The organism is Thiofilum sp. (assembly GCF_016711335.1).
Lineage (GTDB): Bacteria > Pseudomonadota > Gammaproteobacteria > Thiotrichales > Thiotrichaceae > Thiofilum.
In genome coordinates this window covers 3544247-3563148 of record NZ_JADJTF010000001.1, presented here as the reverse complement: position 1 = coordinate 3563148, position 18902 = coordinate 3544247, and the positions used below count along the sequence as shown (strand labels likewise).

Sequence of the window (18902 nt, the reverse complement as noted above, 5' to 3'; positions counted from 1 at the left end):
CACCATTAAATATGCCAAAATTCATAGACCCCTTTCATTGACCCCTTTCATTGACCCCACTGGGACGTACTTATGCTAAAGCTGGATGAGCAAGACTTGGATTTGATTAATAAATTAGACTCCAATGCCTCTTTAACGGTACAGGATAAACTAGCCCTCAAAGATAATCTGCGTACTCTAGAACAACGCCTCTTTAGCTATGAGCAACGCCTACAAGCTCAGTCAGCGGCCCTGTCAGAAAAAGATGGACATATCCGCACCCGTGATTTGCGCATTGATGAGCGTGATGCGGCGCTTAAAGAACTCACCCAGCGCCTTAATGAAAAAGAACAAACGCTCCAGTCACTAGCTACACGCATTGATAAACAAATGGCGTCTTTGCAAAGTCGTGAAGACTTTGTGGGTAATAAAGATGCGATTATTAAAGAACGCGAAGTACGTCTGCGGGAATTAGAAAAGTCTTTGATGCACTTTGAAAAGCTCTTGCAAGAAAAAGAGCTGGTGATTCAGCAGCGAGACCGTGCATTAGATGAAAAAGATCGTGCCATTTTACGCTTTGATCAAGCGTTGCAAAGTAAAGACAAAATCGTGCAGGGGCGCGATGAATCACTCAAGAAAAAAGATCAGCAATTTATTGAGCGTGAGCAGCAGCTACAAGAGCGTACCCGCCAAACCTTGGAGCAGGAAAAGCTCTTAAAAGAGCGTGATTTGCAGCTCTCCACCCGTGATCAAACCGTTGCTGAGCGTGATGAACAACTCTCAGAGCGCAATCGACGCTTAGCTGAGGCTCAATTACAGGTACAAGTGCGTGATCAGGCGATTGCGGAACGTGATAAACAAATTCAAGCTCGTGAGGAGGTACTGGCTCGCAAAGAGCAGCTCTTAATCGAGCGTGATGCTCGACTTTCCGCGCAACAAAAACAATTAGCCGAACGCGATGATAATGTAGGTCAGCGTGATCAGCAGCTAGCGAAACTTGACCTCATTATTAGTGAGCGTGACCTAACCCTAACCGAGCGTGAGCGAGCGATTGCGGAGCGTGATCAGCAGAGCTTTAAGCATTTAGATGCTATTAAAGCCTTAGAGGAGCAATTAGCTTTACGTGACAAACAAATCGCGGAGCGCGATGAGCACTTACAATGGCGCGATCAACGCATTGCCCATGCAGATGAGCAGGTTAGAGAGCGTGATGAGGTTTTAAAAGCGCGGGATCAAGCACTGACTAAGCGCGATCAACATTTGACTGAACGTGATGCACACATTAAGGAAAAGGACGAAGTATTAACAGCGCGGGATCAAAGTATTAGCGCTCATACGGTGCAACTCACCGAGCGCGATAAGCAATTACAGCAACGTGATACTCAACTGCATAATCGTGATCAACAACTCAATGAGCGTGATCAACAGATCCAACAGCGTGATCATCAACTGGCTCAGCTTAATACGCAATTACAGGAACGTGAAAAGACTTTAAGTGAGCGTGATCAAACCTTAACACTACGCGAGCAGACGATTAATGGTCTAGAGCAGGGTATCCAAACCCGCGATGGTAGTATTCAAGAGCGCGATAAAGTCATTCAAATGCGTGACTATACGATTTCTGAGCGCGAACATACGATTCAGCAAGTCAATACTCAAGTGACTACGCGTGATACCACCATTGCTGAGCGTGATAAGAGTATTCAAGAGCGCGATCACCAGATTGAACATTTACAACTTGAGTTAAAGCAGCGTGATCAATCGTTAAGTGAGCGCGATAGTGAATTACAACAACGCGAACAAACCATCCAAACTCGTGATGCAGCGATTCAAGTTCGTGATGCTCAGTTGGCCGAGCGCGATGTCACCGTCAAAGCACTTAATCAACAAATCACTCAACTAGGTTCAGTGATTCAAGAGCGCGATCAAACTTTGGCTCAGCGCGAAGAAACTATTGCCGAGCGCGATTTAGTGATTGCTGAGCGTGAGCGTCAATTACAAAAGCGTGATCAAGCCTTAAGTGAGCGCGATCAAAAGTTACAAGAGCAAATCTTGCAGTTACAGCAACGCGATCAAACCATCGCTGAGCGCGATCAAACCATTGCAGTAAAAGAAACCCATATTCGTCACTTAGATGCTGAGTTACAACGTTTAACTGTGCAAATGCAGCAGCAAGAACTACGCATTCATGATTATCTCAATCAGATTAACCAACGTGATGAGCAGTTAAGGTCCCGCGATCAAGTGATTACCTTGCGGGATCGTCAATTAGATAAGGTCAATAAAATTGCTACGCGTCAAACATCGGGTGAGAAAAGCAGTTTAATTACGGGTTTAATTACCGGAGGCGCGGCTACCGCTATTTTTGTACTGGCTCTTAAGCTGATGCAAATCCTTTAAACCTCACGCTCCTCGCCTTCGATAATAAAACCAATTTTGCGCGGTTTAGAGGCCGGAGTATTTTGATCGATTTTTTCTACATAGCACAGCATTTGTACAGTGGCTTGATGCGCTAGGAGCATACAGGGGCTGCCGTTCAATGTCCCTTCAATGCGAATACCGTGAAAGCTCTCTTGGGCAAGGCGATGCACGCGAATTTGCAGTCCACCGTTTAAAATAGCCATCACAGCAGGTTGTACACCTTCGGGTAATTGGCGTCGCCACTCCATAATCGATTCTGCTAAGCGGCGCATCAGTACAGCAGAGGATTGGTAGTTATTTTCCAATGCTTTATCCGAGCTACAGTTCACTTCAATTAAATTAGGCGAGGGGGCTGCATGGGGTAGCGGTAAGAGGTTCGCATCGTGCATAGCTTCGGTGATAAGACGAGTAGAGGCTGCGTTAGTAAAGGCTTCGAGCGCTTGTTTCATAGAGGACAAAGCAAAAGTAGGATGGGGCATAGTTGTCATTGTTGTCCTCTTAGCCAGTGGATGATGCACTATAGACTGCCAGAGATTAGCTATTAACACTAGATGGATAGGCAGCTATTTATCCGACTGATCTTGTAGGATATTGATCTATAAAAAATTATTCTATTAGGTTGACAAAAAGTTGGCTGACAATATCTATTTTAGCTAGGTATACTGAGCCTTACGACTTTAAGAGTCGTCGGTATTCAATCCTAGGACTTAGGAGGAGAGATTCAATATGACAGTCCAAATGACTCGTCGCCAGTTTTTTAAAGCGGCGGGGGTTGGGGTGGCTAGCACGGGAATAGCAGCTTTAGGGCTAACGCCTGAAGCAGTGCAAGCAGCGACCCGACCTTTCAAACTAGAGCGTACCACAGAGGCACGCAATATATGCCCTTACTGCTCGGTAAGTTGTGGCGTGTTGATGTATAGCCTTGGTGACAAAGCTAAAAACGTTCAGGCCGAAATTATTCACATCGAAGGCGACCCTGATAATCCAGTGAATCGCGGTACTCTCTGCCCTAAGGGGGCGGGTCTATTGGATATGATTCATAGCCCTGACCGACTGAAATACCCTGAAGTACGTGAAGCAGGCTCTAATGAGTGGAAACGCGTGTCTTGGGATGAAGCGCTAACACGTATTGCCAAACACATGAAAGCGGATCGTGATGCTCATTTCCAAGCTAAAAATGCCGATGGTGTCATAGTGAATAGCTGGTCGACTATAGGGTTTTTAGCCAGTTCAGCCGCATCGAATGAAGCAGGTTACATCACGCACAAGGTATTACGTGGTTTAGGCTGTACAGCTATCGACACACAGGCTCGTATTTGACACTCACCGACGGTAGCCAGTCTGGCTCCGACGTTTGGGCGTGGTGCGATGACCAATCATTGGGTCGATATTAAAAACGCTGATCTTATTTTAATTATGGGCGGCAATGCTGCTGAAGCGCATCCTTGCGGCTTTAAGTGGGTCATTGAAGCCAAAAAAACACGCAACGCTAAATTAGTAGTAGTAGACCCACGCTTTACGCGCTCTGCTGCGGTTGCTGATTTTTATACTCCTATTCGTACTGGATCGGATATTGCGTTCCTAGGTGCGGTGATTAACTACCTATTGAGCAATAACAAGTTCAATCAAGAGTATGTCAAAACCTATACCAACGCGGCTTATCTGATTAATGCAGATTATAAGTTTGCCGAGGGTATGTTCTCTGGCTTTGATGAAGCCAAGCATTCTTATGCCTCTGAGACATGGCAATACCAGCGCAATGCGGATAATCAAATTCTAACTGATGATACCTTGCAAAATCCGCAATGCGTATTGCAGTTAATGAAAAAGCATTTTGCCTCTTATACACCAGAAATGGTGGCTAAGGTAACGGGTACGCCACAAGCCGATTTTGAAAAGATAGCGGCTATGATTGGCGAGTGCGCTCAACCTAATAAAGTCATGACGATTTTATATGCATTAGGTTGGACGCAGCATTCGGTCGGCTCGCAAATGATTCGCACGATGGCGCTGATCCAATTGCTGTTAGGCAATATTGGTGTAGCCGGGGGCGGTATTAACGCACTACGCGGTCATGCGAATGTACAGGGCATTACCGATATGTGTTTGTTTGGAGCCAGTTTGCCCGGCTATTTAGCGAGTCCTAGTGAAAAAGAGCCTACGTTAGCGGCTTTTCTGGAGGCGAAAACCCCTAAACCCACACGCTTAGGTCAGATGAACTACTGGGCAAATTACAGTAAGTTCATGGTAAGTTTGTTGAAAGCCTTCTATGGTGCGAACGCAACCGCTGATAATGAATTCGGCTATCAATGGATGCCTAAAATCAGTGGTGCTCAGGATGTATTAGCTCTCTTTGAGCGTATGCACCAAGGCAAAATGACAGGGTTTGTGTGTCAAGGCTTTAATCCTTTAGCGTCGGTGTCGCATAAAGCTAAAATCGGTCAAGCACTGGCTAAATTAAAGTATTTAGTCGTGATTGATCCTTTGGCGACTGAAACCTCGGAGTTTTGGAAACCGCAAGGCGAGTATCATGACGTTAAAGCCGAAGAGGTCAAAACCGAAGTATTCCGCCTACCCGCTAATTTATTTGCTGAGGATGAAGGTTCATTTACCAATTCTGGACGGGTTATTCAGTGGCGTTGGGCAGGAGCGGGGGGACCCGGAGAGAGTAAGGGCGATATTGAAATTATGGCGACCTTATTCATGAAGCTCAAAGCCTTTTATGCAGCCGAAGGAGGGGCATACCCAGAGCCTTTAACTAAACTGCATTGGCCTTATCGTATTCCTCATAAACCCTCTCCTGAGGAGTTGGCTAAAGAGGTGTCGGGCTATGCGATTGGTGATGTGTTTGATCTCAATGATGTCACCAAACAACTAGCCAAGGCGGGCGAGCAATTATCCACCTTTGCTCATTTACGTGATGATGGCTCTACGGCTTGTGGTAACTGGATCTATGGTGGTTCGTGGTCGCAAGTCGGTAATCTCATGGCAAGGCGTGATAATTCAGACCCATCTGGTTTAGGTCAAACCTTAAACTGGGGCTTTGCATGGCCGGCTAATCGGCGCATTCTCTATAATCGTGCTTCGTGCGATGCTAGTGGTAAGCCTTGGGATGCGACACGCACCGTGATTAAGTGGAATGGTAAAACATGGGGCGGAAATGATATTCCCGATATTCGTCCTGATACGCCACCCGAAGAAGGAGTCGGACCATTCATTATGAACCCTGAAGGGGTCGCTCGCTTGTTTGCTATTAGTGGCATGAAAGAAGGGCCTTTCCCCGTTCATTATGAACCCTTTGAAACGCCTTTAAAGGCTAATCCGTTCTATCCGACTAATCCCAAAGCCTTAAATAATCCCGCTGCACGGGTATTCCCTGAGGATTTGAAGCATTTTGGTAAGGCGGATGAATTCCCTTATGTAGCCACTACTTATCGCTTGGTGGAGCATTTCCACTTCTGGACTAAACACTCACTCCTCAATGCGATTACTCAACCAGAGCAATTCGTAGAGATTGGTGAGGAGTTAGCCAGCAGTAAAGGGATTAGTCACGGTGATAAGGTCAAAGTAAGCTCTAAACGCGGTGAAATTCATGCGCGTGCTGTGGTGACTAAGCGCATTAAAGCCTTAAGTGTGGATGGACAAACGGTGCATACGGTGGGTATCCCGATTCACTGGGGCTTTAAAGGCGTGACACGTCCGGGCTATTTGGCGAATACGCTGACCCCTTATGTAGGTGATGCGAATACCCAAACGCCTGAGTTTAAGTCGTTTTTAGTCAATATTGAGAAGGCATAAGGAGAGTAACGATGGCAATGTTAGATATCCAACGCCGCTCGGCGACTACGACTGAAACTCCTAAAGCGCGTTCCTTACCAGAGGTTGCTAAGCTCATTGATGTATCGACCTGTATTGGCTGTAAAGCCTGTCAGGTCGCCTGCATGGAGTGGAATGATCTACGCGATGAGGTCGGTCATAATGTAGGCGTCTATGACAATCCAGCGGATCTCTCGGATCAAAGCTGGACGGTCATGCGCTACACCGAAACCGAGCAAAACGGCAAACTCGAATGGCTGATTAGGAAAGACGGCTGCATGCATTGTGCCGATCCGGGTTGCCTGAAAGCATGTCCTTCTCCGGGCGCTATCATTCAATACACCAATGGCATTGTCGATTTCCAACAGGAACATTGCATTGGCTGCGGTTATTGTGTGCAAGGGTGTCCGTTTAATATTCCGCGCATTTCCCAAAAGGATAATAAAGCCTACAAATGTACTTTATGTTCGGATCGGGTGAATGTCGGTCAAGAACCCGCTTGTGTCAAAACCTGTCCTACGGGTGCGATTCATTTTGGTACTAAAGAGGACATGAAAGACTATGCTGAAACACGGGTCACTGATTTAAAGTCACGCGGCTACGACCAAGCAGGGCTATATGATCCACAGGGCGTAGGGGGTACGCATGTAATGTATGTGCTCCATCATGCAGATCAACCAACGCTCTATAATAAGCTACCCGATAACCCTAAGATTTCTGCTACCGTTGAGTTGTGGAAAGGAGTCGCTAAGCCTTTAGGTTTAGCAGGCTTGGGAGTCGTGGCACTGGGCGCGTTTATGCATTTCATCCGTCGTGGTCGTAAAGTAGTGGCGGTTGAAAATGGTCAAGTGCATGTGGAGAACACCGCTGATAGGCGTGGTGCGGCAGTCGCGGCTCAAGCAGAGGAGAAGGTGTAATGGTGAACGAAAACGATATGGTGTTACGTTATACACCGTCCCAGCGCTCTAACCATTGGGTTGTAGCGATACTCTTCTTTTTAGCGGCGTTCTCTGGTTTAGCCTTATTCCACCCTTCACTATTTTGGTTAACTAATCTATTTGGTGGGGGGGCGTGGACGAGGATATTACACCCGTTTTTTGGGGTGGCAATGTTCCTGTTGTTTCTCATTTTAGCACTACGCTTTATGGGGCATAATTTTATGAAATCGTATGATTTTAAATGGTTAGCGCACCTTAAAGATGTGATTGTGGGCAATGAGGAAAAAATCCCTCCGGTAGGGCGTTATAATGCCGGACAAAAGCTCCTGTTTTGGGTCATGGTGTGGTGCATGATTGCCCTCGTCGTAACGGGCATTATGTTCTGGCGTCCTTGGTTTAATGGCTATTTTGCTATTGAGCTACAGCGCTTAGCGGTCTTGATTCATGCCCTATCGGCATGGATTTTGATTGCGGGTATTATGGTGCATATTTATGCGGCATTTTGGGTCAAAGGCACGATGCGCGGTATGCTTAGTGGCTGGGTATCACGCTATTGGGCTAAGGCACATCATCCTTTATGGCATGACGAAATCAGCGAAGAGAAGCATCATTCATGAGTCTTGTATCAGCAACTACCCCTCTAGTAGCGGCTGAGCAGCTAGGAGTAGCCTCTACGGCTGCTCCTCGTTTGTTACTGCCCGAAGCACGTACTGTATTTGAGCAGCGTGCACAACGTTTTCATACGTTAATACCCTCTCATCCATTAGCTCAATGGTTAAGCTTTTGCGCCCATTTAGCTGAGGTGCAACATGAGTTAGTGCCTCAAATCATCATCGCGCCCTCTTATGAATTGGCTGATTTAGCTATCACTCATTGGCAGGCGGATAGTTCTTGGACTTATTGGCAACAAGTCTTGCAAGCTATGCTAGGCAAGGTAACAGCACCTGAGCAACAAGCCTTAATAGAGCAATTGCAAACGTGGGATCAAGCTCAATGGCAAGCTGAGGCTCAAGCACTGTTATTAGGTAATGAATTAAGCCATCCAGAGGCGGCTCCTTTTATAGCAGCGGCACTTCAGGTGGAATGGACAGCTAAGGCAAGCCATGCACCACTCCCCAAGCAAGCGGATTTACCCACCGATGCGCCTGTGTGCCCAGTATGTGGTTCGCATCCGATGGTGAGTGTGGTACACACCGGAGATCCTACGCATGGGGTGCGTTATTTAGTGTGTTCGTTGTGCAATAGTCAATGGTATGCCACACGAGCAAAGTGCACCAATTGTGATAGCCCTAAACCGGTGAATTTATTAGGTGAGTCGAGTGAGGCAGCCGTGCAAGGTGAGTGCTGTGATGCTTGCCATAGTTATGTGAAATTACTGTCTTTATTAAAAGATATTCGCCTCGATCCCTGTGCCGATGATTTAGCGACCTTAGGCTTAGACACCGCATTGGCTGAGGCCAAGTACCAACGCGCGGCGCGTAATTTATTTTTACCGGAATGATTTAAGTTTTATGACCTCAACTCCACCAGTGGCGCGTGCGCTCTGGCAGCAATTACCCTCGGTAGATCGGGTACTGAATACAGCACCAGCGAGTACTTGGATGGCTCAGTTTGGGCGCAATGAAGTGCTGCATTGTACCCGTACTGTACTCGCACAAATGCGTACTACTTTAAAGGCAGAACAGCCTGCTCCCGAATTCAATACACTACTGCAACGTATTGAATCTTTACTCCACGAACGCGCTAAACCTAATTTACGTCCGGTGTTTAATCTCACTGGAACAGTCCTGCACACTAATCTAGGGCGTGCCACTTTACCCGAAGCGGCGCTTGAAGCGATTGCTATTGCTGCCCGTCAGCCTTGTGCTTTGGAGTATGCCTTGGATGAGGGAGGACGTGGTGATCGTGATGAAGTGGTACTGGATTTAATTCAAGAATTGACCGGAGCACAAGCCGCAACGGTGGTTAATAATAATGCCGCAGCAGTGTTTTTATTGCTCAATACGTTAGCGATGCGCAAAGAAGTGATCGTCTCGCGGGGTGAATTAGTCGAGATTGGGGGGGCGTTTCGTATTCCTGATATTATGCAGCGAGCGGGCGCGAAGTTAGTGGAGGTGGGTTGCACTAATCGTACTCATTTGCGTGATTATGAAGGGGCAATTCGTCCGCGTACAGGTTTAGTGATGAAGGTGCATACTAGCAATTATGCCATACAGGGGTTTACCCATAGTGTGAGCACGGCTGAATTAGCGTCATTAGCACATAGTCATGGTTTGCCACTGGTTGAGGATTTAGGCAGTGGCACTTTAGTCAATTTGGAGCGTTGGGGTTTACCTCATGAGCCGACCCCGCGTGAAGCACTAGAGGCAGGGGCGGATTTGGTAAGTTTTAGCGGTGATAAATTATTAGGGGGACCGCAAGCAGGTATTTTGGTGGGTAATAAAGACCTGATTCAAAAGCTCAAAAAGAATCCTCTTAAACGCGCCTTACGCTTAGGCAAATTAACATTAGCAGCCTTAGAAGCCACCTTACGTCTCTATCGTAATCCCGACGCTTTACCTGAGCAGCTCGAAACTTTACGCATCTTAACGCGTCCCGCCGCTGAGATTGAAGCTCAGTGCCAGCGTTTATTAAACCCTTTGCAGCAAGCCCTTAGTGCTTTTAATGCGTTAGTGACCATTGAGCCTTGTTTATCACAAATAGGTTCGGGGTCTTTACCTGTAGATCGTTTACCTTCGAGCGCTTTAGTGATTCGCATGGATAATAAACGCGGGACTGGATTAAATAAGGTCGAGCGTTATTTGCGTGAATTACCGACTCCGGTGATTGGACGGATAACGGATAAAGCGTTGTGGTTAGATTTGCGGTGTTTGCGGGTGGAGCAGGAGGGTGAGTTTGTAGGGTTTTTGCAAGCAGCAACACTATCATGATCATTGGCACAGCAGGACATATTGATCACGGCAAAACGACGCTGATTCAAGCGCTAACGGGCGTGAATACAGATCGCTTACCTGAAGAAAAACGGCGCGGTATTACTATTGAGTTAGGTTTTGCCTATTTGCCCTTGGAGGATGGGCGTGTATTAGGTTTTGTCGATGTGCCCGGACATGAAAAATTCGTACATACCATGACCGCAGGAGCTAGTGGGATTGATCATGCTTTGCTGGTGATAGCAGCAGACGATGGCATTATGCCGCAAACTTTAGAGCACTTAGCGATTGTACAGTTTATGGCAGTACCACAGCTAAGTGTTGCTTTGACTAAGGTTGATCGTGTTAGTGCCGAACTTGTGCAACAGCGCCAAGTTGAGATTCAACAGTGGCTCACAACCACTGCCTATGCTAATGCCCCAATTTTTCCCGTAGCTGCTGTGATGGGGCTAGGGGTAAAAGCACTGTATCAACATCTGATTAGTCTTCCAGAAAATACTGAGCATTCAAGTAATCAAGGCGTGCGTTATGCAATAGATCGTTGCTTTGTATTAGCAGGGAGTGGCGTCACCGTTTCAGGTTTATTGCATACTGGCACGGTTAAAGTCGGTGACTATCTCACCTTAAGTGCCGATAGTGTCAAAGTACGTATTCGCTCTATCCATGCACAAAACCAAGCAGCATCCGTGGCTTATGCAGGGCAACGTTGTGCATTAGTATTAGTGGGTGCGGATAAAGAGCACATCGAGCGCGGTGCTTGGCTATTAAGTTCAGAGATCAATCAGCCCACTGAACATTTTGATATGCAGGTGCAAGTAGCGCCTAATGCCACTCATACTTTACGCGAAGGCTTAGAGGTGATGGTGCATCACGGTGCAGCCCGTTGTCCCGCACGCTTAGTATTATTAGAGAGCAAAACCTTGGGCGCAGGTGAGCAGGGCTTGGTGCAGTGTCATTTAGATCAAAAGCTTCCTGTTTTTTGGCGGGATCGTATCGTGCTGCGTGATATGTCGGGGCAATACACATTGGCAGGTGGTTGGGTGTTAGATCCTGAGCCGCCATTACGCGGGCGCAAAAAGCCAGTTCGCTTAGCTTACTTAAAAGCACTGGATCAAGGCGATGCAGTGAGTGCCTTAAGTAGGGTAGTGCAGCAAAGTAGCGCTCCGTTAAATTTAAGCATTTGGGCACGCAAGATGAATCGTGCAGTAACTGAATTACAAACGAGTATTACCGATACGCTTCCCTCGATCATTACGCTGCAAGGTAATGGCTCATTATGGTTAGTGACTCAATCGTTACTTACTCAACTGAATGAGCAGCTAAATACTCGATTGCTAGCCTTTCATGCACAATTCCCCGATGAACCCGGCTTATCGATAGAGCGCTTAAGACGCATAGCTTTTCCCACTTGGGAAGTAGAGCTTTGGCAAGTCAGCGTTGAGTATTGGCTAGCGCATAAAATATTAGCTCGCTCTGGTAGCTTTATTCATTCACCGACACACAGTGTGACTTTGAGTACCGATGAGCAAGCACTTTGGGAGCTATTAGTTCCGTATCTCAATCAGCAAACCTTTGAGCCTCCTTGGGTGCGTGATCTAGCTCAAACCATTAAGCAACCGGAAAATCTAGTGCGCCAAGTGTTATGTAAGCAAGCACGCTTAGGGCAAGTGCATCAGGTGGTGCGGGATTTATTTTATACGCCACAGCAAATCAATCAGTTGGCGGTGATAGTGCGTGAGTTAGCGCAGCCACTATTGAGTGTTGTAGCGTTTCGAGATCGTATTGGTATTGGGCGCAAGCGTGCGATTCAGATTTTAGAGTTTTTTGATCGAGTCGGTTTGACACGACGCTTTGTAGGCGAGGGTAATAAAGGTCAAAAACGTGATGAACGTGTGATACGTAATGCAGAGCTATTTAGCGCTTAGCTTTTTAATCCGCTTTAGTTGGTTTATCATTCAATAGCTTGGAAAGGTGGCATACCCCGGTGGGATGTCCAGACTTCAAATCTGGGAAGGGCTGTCACACGGTTCTTGGTGGGTTCGACTCCCATACCTTTCCGCCAGCCTTTTTTGAACTTCAAATGTATTAACCCATTAAGGTATTAAAACTTAGCAGGGCGCAATACGGTCACATCAGACAAGAATAAAATCATGCCATAGTGTTCGTAATAGCGTGCTTGCATATGCTCAGCGATCCGTTGTGCCGTCGCCTCGTCACAGACTACCTCAATGCGAATATTGCTACTTTCATCCCAAGCTGCGCTGCGTGGTCCGCGATGACCTTCTCCGCGAGCGTCAGTAATAGTAAAACCGTGTGCACCGAGCGTTTTAATATCATTACACACCAGACGTTCTAAGGCAGATTCAGTGATAATAGTTAATAACTTACGGTTAGTAGGGTTCATATACTTCCTCCTTGCATCAGCGTGAATGCATAGGCAGCCATCGAGTGATAAAGCGGGATACCTACCAGCACATTAAAGGGGAAGGTGACCCCTAAAGAGGCGGCTAGGGATAGAGTAGGATTCGCTTGTGGTACAGAAATACGCATAGCAGCGGGTACGGCAATATAAGACGCACTAGCCGCTAAAATACCCAGCATAGCAGTACCGCCCAATGAGAGTCCCAATAATAAACCTAGACTAATTCCAATCACCGACGAAAATAAGGGCATGCACAGTCCAAATACGATCAAAAACAGTCCGTGATTGCGCAAACTGCCCAATTGAGCCGCAGTGATCAGCCCCATTTCCAGTAAAAACAACGCCAAAATACCTTTGAATAAATCAAAGAACAAAGGCTTGAGTGGTGCAATGCCTTCTGAGCCTGCAATCCAACCAATGAGTAGACCACCGACGAGTAGCACAATCCCTTTACCGAGGAATACCTCGTGCATCACTACACCTAGTTGCAAGTCTTTAGAAATTCCGCGTGCCAACAAAATACCGACTAAAATCGCCGGAATCTCCAAAATCGTCAGCAAAAAGGGCATGTACTCCTCAAAACTGACATTTTGACTGGCAAAGTAAGCTACTGCTACCGCATAAGTAGCCACACTAACCGAACCATAGTGAGCCGCAATCGAAGCTGCATCAGCGCGTGGTAAACGTCCTAGCCAGAGCAGAATAGGAAAAGCAATCAAAGGCAAAGCTGCACCCATTGCTGTGACTGCGAGCGCTTGTACCATTAAATCAGTGACAGGCTGCTTGGCTAATTCAATCCCACCTTTAAGCCCAATAGTGAGTAATAGCAGCATACTGATGAGTTCATACACCGCAGCAGGCAAACGTAGTTCTGAGCGCAACAAACCCGCTACTAAACCCATAATAAAAAATAGCAGTACGGGGTCTAGCGTACCCATAGGGAGGCTCCTTTTGCTCTAAAGACCATAAGATAAACAAGTGAGCGACCTAATGACGCTTATGATGTAAGTACTTGAGCCAAAGTAATCGTGTATTTCCTCCGCAGTCGTTGTGAATACGTCCCTGTACGCTTCAAGGCGGCATCCCTGCCGCCAAGACTGCTCCAGAAACACACGATTACTGTTAGCTAGATACTTAAGCATTCTAGCGATGCTGATTTAGCACGTCACTAATCACTAGATTTATCAGGATGTTTGCTTACGTCTTTAGAGGAACTACCAAGAATCACTGAAATCCTTATAAGTACTTGAGCCAAAGTAACCGTGCATTTCTTCCGCAGTCGCTGTGAATACGTCCCTGTACGCTTCAAGGCGGCATCCCTGCCGCCAAGACTGCTCCAGAAACACACGATTACTTTCCCCCAGACACTTATTTTTAAATCATTTCTTTAGCGGGTTGGCGATAGCGTTCAGCTCCTTGGCGACGATAATCTCTGGGGCTAATACCTTTTAGCTCTAAAAAGCGTCGATTGAAATTCGCTACATTATTAAAGCCCACGTTGTAGCAAATGGTGCTCACGTATTGATCCGTTTCAATGAGTAATTGGCAGGCGCGATTAATGCGTAAGCGGTTGACAAAATCAGTAAAAGTATTGCCGGTGGCGCGATGAAAATAGCGCGAAAAACGGCTTTCACTCATTCCCAGCTTTTTAGCGATGTCGGCTAAAGAAAATGGATGCGCATAATGAGTGGTAATATAATCCACCGCCTCGCTGATTTGACGTAAAGACGCATCATCATCAAAACTTTGTAATTGCACACTAGAGAGCAGGCGATAGTCGGGGTAGTGTGCCAGTATATCTAATAGTTCAATAAATTTGCTAAGGCGTTGTAGACCTGAACATTGGCGAATCTGCGTCATATAATCATAGGCTTGCTCACTTAAACCGGTGAATTCTATGCCATGTTTAGCCCGCTCAAATAAGGGCAAGGCAGGGCGCAATTCAGGTAATAGAGCGCTGGCTTGACGCAACGGTTGATCAGAAAACTGCAAGACTAAATCACGGGTTTTCACCCCCTCAGCGGGTAAGTCGGTTGAAATCCAATTGTGCGGTAAGCGTGGTCCAGTGAGCACTAAATGACCGGGTTCAAAGCGTCCAATATAGTCCCCTACAAACACTTTACCTGAGGTGTTTACAATTAAGTGCAGTTCATATTCTTCATGATAGTGCCAGCGAATTAAGGGGTTAGGCGCACCATGCTCTAAGCAGCGTACATAACCAAAAGAACCTTCTGGTTCATAGCCTAAATCGGGAACGCGCTGAAAATCGCGCTCCCATTCAGGACTACGAGAATTGATGTGCTGTCGCGTTAAACGCCTCATACCCTTACTCCTAGGACATCACATTACCACCATCAACATTCAGTGTCTGAGCCGTAATATACGCCGCTTCGTTACTCGCTAAAAATACTGCTGCTCCGGCTATGTCTTCTGGCATTCCCATACGTCCTAAGGGGACTGCTTTACCTACCGCTATTTTCTTTTCCCCTTTAGCAAGACCCTCATACTTAGCAAATAAACCATCCACATGCTCCCACATCGGAGTATCAATAACCCCTGGAGAAATCGCATTCACTCGAATCCCATGTGGAGCCATCGCTAAAGCGGCGGATTGGGTATAGCTAATGACAGCCGCTTTAGTGGCACAGTAATGTGAAACTAATGCCTCGCCACGGCGTCCCGCTTGAGAGGCTAGATTAATAATACTGCCAGTTTTACCCGCATCCACTAAGCCTTGCAAAACCGCTTGCATGGTAAAAAACATACCCTTCACATTGACGGTAAACAGTTTGTCATACATGGCTTCATGGGATTCTAATAGGGGAGCCATATCAAAAATAGCGGCATTATTGACGAGTATATCTATCATACCGCGTGCAGCATTAGTCTGAGTAACAAAAGCTCTAACTGCTTCCGCATTAGTAATATCTAATGCGTGATAACTTAATTGCGTTGGGTATTGCTCTAACAAAGTACTTAATTCAGCACTCGCTTGTTTAGGTAAATCTACCGTGCTGCAATAAGCACCCTCCTTTAAATAAGCTTGCGTAATCGCTAACCCAATACCCCCATTCGCACCCGTGATTAGGGCATGTTTACCTACTAAACGTGCTGAGCTCATGCTGTTGCTCCCATAAATTGATGGACGCGTGCCACTGCATGTCTTAATGCGGCTATTAAGCGTTCATCACCCGCTAAAGGACCAAATAACACGCGTTCAGCGGCAAAAGCTGCAACGGGATCATCGGCTTGGCAAATGGCTTGAGCGGTGGCGGGGTTCATCGCTTGATCTTCATAATTAAACGGTACTTCACCACGTTGCTGGCGTTGTAAAAATACGAGGAAGAGGGCGGGTAGCATGGCAACGGCTTCAATACTACGTCCGGCTGCGAGTGCTTCACGTAAAGTCGGTTGAATAAAGCCCGGAATTTTAGAAAAACCATCCATCGCCACCCGCTGATTGGTATCTAAAATATTAGGATTGCTAAAACGATCCAGTACCACATCGCGGTAGTGTGCCAAATTAATCGGGCTAGGATGATCGGGATGATCAAGGCAGGGAATCACGTCTTGTGTGACATAATCATAAGCCATTTGGCGAATATCAGGGTCTTGAGTGCCTTGATGAATATAGCCATAGCCGCGTAAAGTCCCCGCCCACGCAATGCAGCTATGCGGTGCATTCAGTAGGCGGATTTTAGCTTCTTCATAGGGCATGACATCCTGCACCATTTCCACCCCTACCTGTTCCCAAGCAGGTCGACCATGAGCAAAATGATCTTCAATCACCCATTGAATAAAGGTTTCAGCCATGAGTGCAGCGGCATCATCACGCCCTGTTGCAGCTTTAACTCGCTCACGTATATCAGCAGTAGGGCGCGGGGTAATACGATCTACCATTGCATTAGGTGCGGTAGTATTAGCCTCTACCCAAGCAAGAAGTGCAGTATCACCGCGTTTAACTAAGAATTGCTTTAGGCCTCCATAAAAGCGCTCACCATTACTGCGCAAATTATCGCAATTGAGCAAGGTGACCGCGCCTGCATTAGCCTGCATACGAGCAGTTAACAGTTTAGTCAGAGCACCATAGATGGTTGAGTGTGCACCTGCTAAGTCAGCACGTAAATCTGCAAAGTGCTCATCTAATTGATGATGCGCATCAAGATAGTAACCTGCCTCCGTTACGGTAAACGAGATAATACGGGTATTAGGATCAGCAGCCACTTGAGTTAAACCGCTTAGCTCTGCATCCCAACTAATCACGTTCTCAATAGCACTAATAGTTTGATAAAAACGTTCGCCGGCAGTATTCACGGTTTCAAGGGTATAAGTACCGTTTTGTGCTTGTAAGGCCGCAATGGTATCTAACATATCAGGGCGCAGATTACCGCCCACAATACGCCAGCTTTTATCACCTTGAGCATGTAAGGCTTGTAGATAGACCGCTTGATGAGCACGATGGAAAGAGCCTAAGCCTAAATGTAATTGAGTCAAACGTAGGTGAGTGCTCATGCTGCCACTCCTGTTAAAAGCGCTAAAGTTTGTCCTTGTTGATCAAAGCGATGAATATGTTGGGGATTAAATTGCAGTGCTACCTGATCGCCGACTGTGTGATGAGTACGCTCGTATTGGCGCACAATAAGGGTATGGTCACTAGGCAAGAGCACATGCAGTAAGGTTTCATTACCCAAAGCTTCAATTAACTCAATCCGCCCTTGTAGACTACCCATTGAGCTAATCACCAGATGCTCAGGACGAATACCTAATTCATAAGCGCCTTGAGCTAGGGAGGGCAGTACGGAGGCAGGCAATACATTCATTTGTGGCATACCAATAAATTGTGCCACAAAGCGATTCGCGGGCTGGTCGTAGAGTTCCAAGGGTGTGCCCACTTGTTCAATAATGCCATCGCGTAATACCACCACCCGATCTGCGAGCGTCATAGCCTCGACCTGATCGTGAGTGACATAAATAGTGGTTGCACCTAGTTCCCGATGCAGGCGGGCAATTTCTACCCGTGTTTGACCGCGTAATGCGGCATCTAAATTGGAGAGTGGCTCATCGAATAAGAATACTTTGGGCTGACGCACAATGGCCCGTCCAATGGCTACCCGTTGCCTTTGACCGCCAGAGAGTTCTTTGGGGGTACGCTTTAAATAGGGAGTGAGATTAAGTTTTTGTGCCGCTTGAGCCACTTTTTGTTGAATGACAGTCGGAGCAACTTTAGCTAGGCGTAAGGCAAAGGACATATTTTCTTCTACAGTCATATGCGGATAGAGGGCATAGGACTGAAACACCATCGCAAGATCACGCTTAGACGAGGGTTCGTGGGTAATATCTTTGCCATCTAAATGCAGACTACCGCCGTCAATGGTTTCTAATCCGGCAATCATGCGTAGTAAGGTAGATTTGCCGCAACCAGAAGGTCCTACGAACACAATGAACTCACCCTTCTCAATGGCAAGATTGACCCCTTTAATAGCGCGTAGGTTGCCGTAGTATTTTTCAACTTTATTTAATACTAAAAAGGACATGGTATTAATTCCTCTTAATTCTTACTTCACAGCGCCAAAGGTTAAACCTTGCACCAATTGTTTTTGACTAAACCAACCAAACACAATAATCGGCGCAATTGCCAAGAGTGAGGCGGCGGATAATTTGGCCCAGAATAAGCCTTCAGGACTGGAATAGGAGGCGACTAAGGTGGCGAGTGTGCCGGATTTGGCGGAGCTTAAATTGAGTGCCCAGAAAGCTTCATTCCACGCCAAGACCAAACACAGTAAGCCCGTGGAGGCTAGCCCACCCATACCGAGCGGTAATAGGACATGACGAAACTCTTCCCATAGGGATGCACCATCCATACGTGAGGCTTCTAAAATTTCGCGTGGAATATCTTTGAAGTGCGAGTACAGCATCCACACCATAATGGGCAGATTGCTCATAGTGAAGACAATAATTAAGCCTATCCGAGTATCTAGCATTCCAGCACTTTGATACAGCACATAAATAGGCACTAATGCACCTACGGCAGGCATCATTTTAGTGGAGAGCATCCACATTAATAAATCTTTAGTCCATTTAGAGGGCGCGAAAGCCATGCTATAAGCAGCGGGTGCAGCTATTAATAAACCCAATACAGTGGACACCACGCTGGTAATAATCGAGTTAAGGGCATAATCGAGATAATTGCTCCGTGCTTGGACTTCGGCAAAGTTTTCCAAGGTAGGGGTAAAAATCCATAAGGACGGAACCGCAATCGCTTGAGCTTCGGTTTTAAAGGCGGTGACTGCCAAAAACAGTAAAGGGAAAAATAAGATTAAAGCAATTAGCCAAGCGGCAATAGTACGTATAATCAATGTCATACGCTGTGAGTTAGGGTGTTGCATGAGGTATTCC

The 18902-nt window shown here is 46.6% G+C and carries 15 protein-coding genes and 1 tRNA gene; 8 read left to right on the top strand and 8 right to left on the bottom strand.

Features of this window, described 5'->3' with window-relative positions; genetic code table 11:
- Positions 1-72: 72 nt before the first annotated feature.
- Positions 73-2379, top strand: a complete 2307-nt coding sequence (locus IPL34_RS16655; protein WP_296842622.1) for a hypothetical protein — start codon at positions 73-75, stop codon at positions 2377-2379.
- On the opposite strand, the gene IPL34_RS16650 is transcribed toward IPL34_RS16655, so the two are convergent.
- Entirely contained in the window at positions 2376-2888 is a 513-nt protein-coding gene (locus IPL34_RS16650) for a hypothetical protein (protein ID WP_296842621.1), read from the bottom strand. The two genes, IPL34_RS16655 and IPL34_RS16650, sit on opposite strands and share 4 nt — an antisense overlap.
- Before the next feature lie 238 nt (positions 2889-3126).
- On the opposite strand from IPL34_RS16650, the gene fdnG reads away from it, so the two are divergent.
- The 7 genes from fdnG (at position 3127) to IPL34_RS16615 (ending at position 12146) form a co-directional block, all read left to right on the top strand.
- Positions 3127-6198: a formate dehydrogenase-N subunit alpha gene (fdnG, locus tag IPL34_RS16645; protein WP_296842620.1), complete on the top strand. Its 3072-nt coding sequence runs from the start codon at positions 3127-3129 to the stop codon at positions 6196-6198.
- Positions 6199-6209: 11 nt separating this feature from the next.
- The gene (gene fdxH / locus IPL34_RS16640; protein WP_296842619.1) at positions 6210-7133 is read left to right on the top strand and encodes a formate dehydrogenase subunit beta; all 924 of its coding nucleotides are present in this window, start codon (positions 6210-6212) and stop codon (positions 7131-7133) included.
- A complete protein-coding gene (locus IPL34_RS16635; RefSeq protein ID WP_296842618.1) occupies positions 7133-7771 on the top strand; it encodes a formate dehydrogenase subunit gamma in 639 nt (212 codons plus the stop codon). Before fdxH ends, IPL34_RS16635 begins: the two co-directional genes overlap by 1 nt.
- Positions 7768-8655: a formate dehydrogenase accessory protein FdhE gene (fdhE, locus tag IPL34_RS16630; protein WP_296842617.1), complete on the top strand. Its 888-nt coding sequence runs from the start codon at positions 7768-7770 to the stop codon at positions 8653-8655. The genes IPL34_RS16635 and fdhE overlap by 4 nt, the downstream gene beginning before the upstream one ends.
- 10 nt (positions 8656-8665) lie before the next feature.
- Positions 8666-10084: an L-seryl-tRNA(Sec) selenium transferase gene (gene selA, locus IPL34_RS16625; RefSeq protein WP_296842615.1), complete on the top strand. Its 1419-nt coding sequence runs from the start codon at positions 8666-8668 to the stop codon at positions 10082-10084.
- Positions 10081-12009 carry a selenocysteine-specific translation elongation factor gene (gene selB / locus IPL34_RS16620; protein ID WP_296842613.1) on the top strand — a complete coding sequence of 643 codons (1929 nt, stop codon included), beginning with the start codon at positions 10081-10083 and terminating at the stop codon, positions 12007-12009. The genes selA and selB overlap by 4 nt, the downstream gene beginning before the upstream one ends.
- 40 nt (positions 12010-12049) lie before the next feature.
- Positions 12050-12146, top strand: a tRNA-Sec gene (locus IPL34_RS16615).
- 39 nt (positions 12147-12185) lie between these two features.
- On the opposite strand, the gene IPL34_RS16610 is transcribed toward IPL34_RS16615, so the two are convergent.
- From IPL34_RS16610 to IPL34_RS16580, 7 genes are all read right to left on the bottom strand, one after another.
- Positions 12186-12488: a hypothetical protein gene (locus tag IPL34_RS16610; RefSeq protein ID WP_296842611.1), complete on the bottom strand. Its 303-nt coding sequence runs from the start codon at positions 12486-12488 to the stop codon at positions 12186-12188.
- Positions 12485-13444, bottom strand: a complete 960-nt coding sequence (locus tag IPL34_RS16605) for a sodium-dependent bicarbonate transport family permease (protein ID WP_296842610.1) — start codon at positions 13442-13444, stop codon at positions 12485-12487. The genes IPL34_RS16610 and IPL34_RS16605 overlap by 4 nt, the downstream gene beginning before the upstream one ends.
- A 436-nt stretch (positions 13445-13880) precedes the next feature.
- A complete protein-coding gene (locus IPL34_RS16600; RefSeq protein WP_296842608.1) occupies positions 13881-14828 on the bottom strand; it encodes an AraC family transcriptional regulator in 948 nt (315 codons plus the stop codon).
- Between the two features lie 10 nt (positions 14829-14838).
- A complete protein-coding gene (locus IPL34_RS16595) occupies positions 14839-15627 on the bottom strand; it encodes an L-iditol 2-dehydrogenase (protein WP_296842607.1) in 789 nt (262 codons plus the stop codon).
- Entirely contained in the window at positions 15624-17018 is a 1395-nt protein-coding gene (dalD, locus tag IPL34_RS16590) for a D-arabinitol 4-dehydrogenase (protein WP_296842605.1), read from the bottom strand. Before dalD ends, IPL34_RS16595 begins: the two co-directional genes overlap by 4 nt.
- Positions 17015-18040: an ABC transporter ATP-binding protein gene (locus tag IPL34_RS16585; RefSeq protein ID WP_296842604.1), complete on the bottom strand. Its 1026-nt coding sequence runs from the start codon at positions 18038-18040 to the stop codon at positions 17015-17017. The genes dalD and IPL34_RS16585 overlap by 4 nt, the downstream gene beginning before the upstream one ends.
- 21 nt (positions 18041-18061) lie before the next feature.
- Positions 18062-18892, bottom strand: coding sequence for a carbohydrate ABC transporter permease (locus IPL34_RS16580; RefSeq protein WP_296842603.1), 831 nt, complete (start codon positions 18890-18892; stop codon positions 18062-18064).
- Positions 18893-18902: the final 10 nt, after the last annotated feature.